The 6,170-nt window shown below is 70.8% G+C and carries 5 protein-coding genes and 1 pseudogene; 5 read left to right on the top strand and 1 reads right to left on the bottom strand.

The features are described from left to right. Together arc and L615_RS02010 are read left to right on the top strand one after the other, a co-directional pair. A partial coding sequence (gene arc / locus L615_RS02015) for a proteasome ATPase (protein ID WP_145723952.1) occupies positions 1-1,485 on the top strand: 1,485 nt, incomplete at its 5' end. Between the two features lie 206 nt (positions 1,486-1,691). Beyond that, positions 1,692-2,945: pseudogene (locus L615_RS02010) on the top strand (hypothetical protein). A 57-nt stretch (positions 2,946-3,002) separates the two neighbouring features. Here L615_RS02010 and L615_RS02005 read toward each other — a convergent pair. After that, a complete protein-coding gene (locus L615_RS02005) occupies positions 3,003-3,839 on the bottom strand; it encodes a DUF1206 domain-containing protein (protein ID WP_145723937.1) in 837 nt (278 codons plus the stop codon). Positions 3,840-3,935: 96 nt separating this feature from the next. Between L615_RS02005 and dop the strand changes: the two genes are divergently transcribed. The 3 genes from dop to prcB all read left to right on the top strand — a co-directional run. Beyond that, positions 3,936-5,444, top strand: coding sequence for a depupylase/deamidase Dop (gene dop / locus L615_RS02000; RefSeq protein WP_145723936.1), 1,509 nt, complete (start codon positions 3,936-3,938; stop codon positions 5,442-5,444). A gap of 17 nt (positions 5,445-5,461) precedes the next feature. Continuing rightward, entirely contained in the window at positions 5,462-5,659 is a 198-nt protein-coding gene (locus L615_RS01995) for a ubiquitin-like protein Pup (RefSeq protein WP_028654913.1), read from the top strand. A gap of 6 nt (positions 5,660-5,665) precedes the next feature. Then, the coding region (gene prcB, locus L615_RS24000; RefSeq protein ID WP_396954687.1) for a proteasome subunit beta at positions 5,666-6,170 on the top strand (505 nt) is incomplete at its 3' end.

Genomic DNA, 6,170 nt, shown 5'->3' with positions numbered 1-6,170 from the left:
CCGCCGGCCGGCTTCGGCACCTTCCTGCAGCGCAACGAGGACGACTCGGTCGACGTGTTCACCGGCGGGCGCAAGCTCCGGGTGAGCGTGAGCCCGGCGGTCGACCTCGACACCCTGCGGCGCGGCCAGGAGGTCATGCTCAACGAGGCCCTCAACGTCGTCGCCGCCTTCGACTACGAGACGGTCGGCGAGGTCGTCATGCTCAAGGAGGTGCTCGCCGACGGCGAGCGCGTCCTGGTCATCGCCAACGCCGACGACGAGCGGGTGGTCCGGCTGGCGGAGCCGCTGCTCGACGAGACGCTGCGCGCCGGCGACTCGCTGCTGCTGGACTCCCGCGCCGGCTACGTCTACGAGAAGGTCCCCAAGTCGGAGGTCGAGGAGCTGGTCCTCGAGGAGGTTCCCGACATCACCTACGAGACCATCGGCGGCCTGGGCAACCAGATCGAGATGATCCAGGACGCGGTCGAGCTGCCGTACCTCTACCCCGAGCTGTTCGCCGAGCACGAGCTCAAGCCGCCGAAGGGCATCCTGCTCTACGGCCCGCCGGGCTGCGGCAAGACGCTGATCGCCAAGGCGGTCGCCAACTCGCTGGCGAAGAAGGTCGCGGCGAAGACGGGCGCGGAGGGGAAGTCGTACTTCCTCAACATCAAGGGCCCCGAGCTGCTCAACAAGTACGTCGGCGAGACGGAGCGCCACATCCGGCTGGTGTTCCAGCGGGCCCGTGAGAAGGCCAGCTCGGGCACGCCGGTCATCGTGTTCTTCGACGAGATGGACTCCCTGTTCCGCACCCGCGGATCGGGTGTCTCCTCCGACGTCGAGAACACGATCGTCCCGCAGCTGCTCAGCGAGATCGACGGTGTCGAGCTGCTGGAGAACGTCTTGGTCATCGGCGCCTCGAACCGCGAGGACATGATCGACCCGGCGATCCTGCGCCCGGGCCGGCTCGACGTGAAGATCAAGATCGAGCGCCCCGACGCGGAGTCGGCGCGCGACATCTTCAGCAAGTACCTCACGCCGAGCCTGCCGGTCCACCCCGACGACATCGCCGAGTTCGGCGGCAACAAGGACAGCGCCGTCGCCGGCATGATCCGTGCGACCGTGGAGCGGATGTACGCCGAGACCGAGGAGAACCGCTTCCTCGAGGTGACCTACGCCAACGGCGACAAGGAGGTCCTCTACTTCAAGGACTTCAACTCCGGCGCCATGATCCAGAACATCGTCGACCGGGCGAAGAAGATGGCCATCAAGGACTTCCTCGACCACGACCAGAAGGGCCTGCGGGTCTCGCACCTGCTCCAGGCCTGCGTCGACGAGTTCAAGGAGAACGAGGACCTGCCCAACACGACCAACCCCGACGACTGGGCGCGGATCTCGGGCAAGAAGGGCGAGCGGATCGTGTTCATCCGCACGCTCATCACCGGCAAGCAGGGCACCGAGCCCGGCCGGTCGATCGACACGGTCAGCAACACGGGTCAATATCTCTGACATCTGTTGGTGGGACCTGAGAAGGTGGTCCCGCACGCAACCGACTACTCCTGAAGGAGCCACCTGTGGTCAAGAAGCTCGCCATCGTCGTCCTCGTCGCGCTCGGCGTCACCGCTGCGGTGAAGGTCGCCAAGTCCCGCTGACCCGGACCTGACGTCACGCCCCGGCACGCTCGCGTGCCGGGGCGTCGTCGTACCCTGCCGCCCATGCGTGTTCTCGGACGCTCCCTCCCGCGCGCCCTCGCCCTCCGGCCGGTCGTTGCCGGCGCCCTCGCCGTCGTTCTCGCGGCCGGGCTGGCGGGCTGCAGCTCCGGCGACGCCGACCCGGACCGCCCCGGCGACGCCGCCCCGGCGGGGGAGGCGACCGAGTCGGCGGAGCCGACCCTCGCGGACCGCTTCTACCCGGACATCACCCGGGACCGGGTGAAGGTCGGGCCTGCCGACTACGCCGACCCGTGCCAGCTGCTGCCGCCCCGCGACGTGATCCGACTGTTCGGGATCGTGCCGACCAGCGGCGTCTGGCAGACGACCACCGTGCGCTCGCGGCCCGCCGGGGACGCTCCGGACGCGGAGTGCTGGTACCTCCAGAACGGGTTCAAGGTGAAGGCCGAGCCGTCCACGACCCGGCAGGGTGCGCTCTCGAGCGCGCGCTGGCGGGCCCGGCGGATCGGGGACGGCACGTGGTTCACCGTCTACCAGCCCGGCGCCGAGTTCGGGAAGCTCATCGAGGAGCTGCGCGGCTCGTCGCCCGTCGAGGCGATCTACCGGTTCGTCGACGGTACGACGACCTACTCGCTCGAGATCGAGCTGCCCGCCACCGCGCCGGAGGAGCACTTCCACGGCCCGGCGCGCCGCGCGMCMCRYSRRSMCCCCCAGCGGCTCGCACAGCGCGACACCCTGCCCCAGGAGCTGCTGGGGCCGGTCCTGCGCGGCGAGCCGTACGCGCGGGGCACGCGCATCCTCGACGCCTGCGACCTGCTCTCCGAGCCGGTGCTGGAGGGACTCACCGGCGCAGCGAACCCGAAGCCGACGCTCACCAACACCACCGTCGGCTGGCGCCACGAGCGGGGCACCCACCCGGACCCGAAGAAGTGGGCGTCGCCGTACACGACCTGCGCGTGGGGGACCGGCGAGCGCGACGCGCCGGACGAGTACGACGTCGAGCTGTCCGTGCGATCGCACCCGGACCTCCGGGAGGCCAACCGGTCGTTCGCTGCCTGGCTGTCCCGGGGTGGGCGCGAGGAGTCGTCCCTCGACCCGCCGAGCGTCGCCGACGTGGACCGTGGCGGGTGCTACTCCTCGACCCAGGTCGGCCAGCGGGTCCGGTGCCTGCTCATGGCCCGCAAGCACGTCATCGAGCTGACCGTCCGCACCGGCGACAGGGCACCGATCCGCACCGAGCCGGACATGGCCGAGACCCTCGCCGCGGTCGTCGAGCGGGTCCGGGAGCAGGCCGGCTGACCGGGCTACCGGGCGTGGCACGCGGGTCAGCGGCGGTCAGTGGCGGGCCAGGGCCTGTCAGCGGCTGCGCAGGTACCAGGCCCGGAACAGGTGGTAGGCGCCGAAGCACGCCAGGCCCACGGCGACCACGGCGATCAGCCACGGACCGAGCGGCTCGTCGCGGAACTTCATGATGGCCTGGTCCAGCCCACCGGACTCGTCCGGGTCGTGCTCGAGGGCGGCACGGGCCAGGAGGAAGGCGATCACGCCGAACGCGACACCCCGGCTGACGTAGCCCGCCCGGGCCAGGATCGTCACCACCCGGCCCACGTCGCCGGTGCGCCCCTCCACCTCGACGTCCTTCTCCCACCGGTCGCTGAGGCCGCGGAACGCGCTGGTTGCGGCCACTCCGAGCACGACCGCCGCGGCGAGCAGGACGGTCGCGGGACCGAACGGGAGGTCGAGGACCTTCGCGGTGACCCCCTGGCCGCCCCCGCCACCGGAGCCGGAGGAGCCTCCGTCGCCGAGGGCGGTGCGCACGGCCAGCACGGCGAGGCCGGCGAACACGACCGTGCGACCGGCGGAGCCGGCGCGACCGGCCCAGCGCCGCAGGCCGTCCTCGTCGCCGTGCCCGCCGACCGCCTCGCAGGCCTGCCAGACCGCGAGCGCCGCCATGCCCAGGGCCACCAGCCACAGGGCGAGCGAGCCGAGCGGCTTCTCCGCGATCTCCTGCAGCGCGCCCGCGCCGGAGGCGGACCCGGACGGGTCGCCGAGCGCGAGCTGGGCGGCGAGCCAGCCGACGAGGAGGTACACGACGCCGTACGTGACCATCCCGACGCGTGCCAGGCGGTCGAGGACCGGGTGGTCCTGCGCCTGCTGCGCCTTGCGCTGGGCTGCTTCCCCCGGAGCAGTCATGGTGCCCTCCTGCCGACGTCGTGACGACGTCCCTCGACGGGAGAACTACCCGTCAGTCGCCCCTGCATCCTGTCCTCGTGTGCGTAGGCTGGACGCATGAGCGTGCGCCGAGTGATGGGCACCGAGGTCGAGTACGGCATCTCGGTCCAGGGGCAGCCGACCGCGAACCCGATGGTCGCCTCGTCCCAGGTGGTGAACGCGTACGCCACGGCGACCGTGCGGGCCCGGCGAGCCCGGTGGGACTTCGAGGAGGAGTCGCCGCTGCGCGACGCCCGGGGCTTCGACATGTCGCGGCAGGTCGCCGACCCGACCCAGCTCACCGACGAGGACCTCGGCCTCGCCAACGTGATCCTGACCAACGGAGCGCGGCTGTACGTCGACCACGCGCACCCGGAGTACTCCACGCCCGAGGTGGTCACGCCGCTGGACATCGTGCGCTGGGACAAGGCGGGGGAGCAGGTCATGCTCGACGCCGCCCGTCTGGCGCAGAACCTGCCCGGCAACCCGGCGATCGTGCTCTACAAGAACAACACCGACAACAAGGGTGCGTCGTACGGCGCGCACGAGAACTACCTGATGCGGCGCTCCACCCCGTTCGCCGACATCGTCAAGCACCTCACCCCGTTCTTCATCAGCCGGCAGGTGTTCTGCGGCGCCGGGCGCGTCGGCAAGGGCCAGGACGGGCGCGGCGAGGGCTTCCAGGTCAGCCAGCGTGCCGACTTCTTCGAGGTCGAGGTCGGGCTCGAGACCACCCTCAAGCGCCCGATCATCAACACCCGCGACGAGCCGCACGCCGACCCGGAGAAGTACCGCCGCCTCCACGTCATCATCGGCGACGCCAACCTGTCCGAGATCGCGACCTACCTCAAGGTCGGCACGACCGCCCTCGTGCTGGCCATGATCGAGGACCGGTTCATCAGCCGCGACCTGACCGTCGACCTGCCCGTCGCGTCCCTGCGCGCGGTCTCCCACGACCCGACCCTGCGCCACGAGGTCACCCTCGCGGACGGGCGCCGGCTGACCGGCGTCCAGCTGCAGCTGGAGTACCTCGACCTGGCGAAGAAGTTCGTCGAGGACCGGTACGGCACCGACGCGGACCCGCAGACCGTCGACGTGCTGGCCCGCTGGGAGGACGTCCTCAACCGGCTCGAGTCGGACCCGATGTCGCTGGCCGACCAGCTCGACTGGGTCGCCAAGCTCAAGCTGCTCGAGCAGTACCGCTCCCGGGACGGGCTGGCCTGGGACGACGCGAAGCTGCAGCTCATCGACTACCAGTACTCCGACATCCGGCCGGAGAAGGGCCTCTACCACCGGCTGGTGAAGGCCGGGCGGATCCAGCGGCTGCTGACCGACGACGAGGTCGACGCGGCGATGACCAACCCGCCCGCGGAGACCCGCGCGTACTTCCGCGGCCGCTGCCTGGAGAAGTACGCCAGCGACATCGCCGCCGCGTCGTGGGACTCGGTGATCTTCGACCTTCCCGGCCGCGAGTCGCTGCAGCGTGTCCCGACCATCGACCCCATGCGCGGGACCCGGGCCCACGTGGGTGAGCTGATCGACTCGTGCGAGACGGCTGAGCAACTCGTCCGCGCACTCAGCCGGTGAGTGGATAGGGTTGAGCCATGGCCCAGGAGCAGAAGCAGCCCCGCAAGGCGGAGGAGACCGAGGAGGCGACCGAGACGGTCGCCGAGTCCGACGTCGCTGAGCGCAAGGAGGCACTCGACGAGGACGTGGACGCGATCCTCGACGAGATCGACGACGTGCTCGAGTCGAACGCCGAGGACTTCGTGAAGTCGTTCATCCAGAAGGGCGGGGAGTAGGCCCGGATGAGCGACGCGCGCATCCCGGGCGCCTTCCTGCGCCCGGGCACCTCCTCCTTCAGCGACTTCCTCGCCGAGAACGCCCCCGACCTGCTGCCGGCACGGCGCTCGCTGCCCGCCGGCAGCGCCGCCGAGCTCGCCCCGCACGGCACCACGATCGTCGCGGCTACCTTCCCCGGCGGACTGGTCATGGCCGGTGACCGCCGCGCGACGATGGGCAACGTCATCGCCCAGCGCGACATCGAGAAGGTCTTCCCGGCCGACGAGTACTCCCTCGTCGGGATCGCCGGCACGGCCGGCCTCGCGGTCGAGATGGTCCGCCTCTTCCAGGTCGAGCTCGAGCACTACGAGAAGATCGAGGGCACGATCCTGTCGCTGGACGGCAAGGCGAACCGGCTCTCGGCCCTGATCCGCGCGAACCTCGGGATGGCGATGCAGGGCCTGGCCGTCGTACCCATGTTCGCCGGCTACGACCTCGACCGGGGCATCGGCCGGATCTTCGGCTACGACG

Origin of the sequence: Nocardioides sp. J9, from assembly GCF_007829375.1 — a bacterium.
In the GTDB taxonomy this organism is placed as follows: Bacteria; Actinomycetota; Actinomycetes; order Propionibacteriales; family Nocardioidaceae; genus Nocardioides.
This window is presented reverse-complemented; position numbering and strand designations above follow the sequence as displayed.

What these genes read in the sequence shown, in the direction of transcription:
- L615_RS02005 (WP_145723937.1), bottom strand. Translation starts at nt 3,839, where the DNA reads ATGACTGCTCCGGGGGAAGCAGCCCAGCGCAAGGCGCAGCAGGCGCAG.
- dop (WP_145723936.1), top strand. Translation starts at nt 3,936, where the DNA reads ATGAGCGTGCGCCGAGTGATGGGCACCGAGGTCGAGTACGGCATCTCG.
- L615_RS01995 (WP_028654913.1), top strand. Translation starts at nt 5,462, where the DNA reads ATGGCCCAGGAGCAGAAGCAGCCCCGCAAGGCGGAGGAGACCGAGGAG.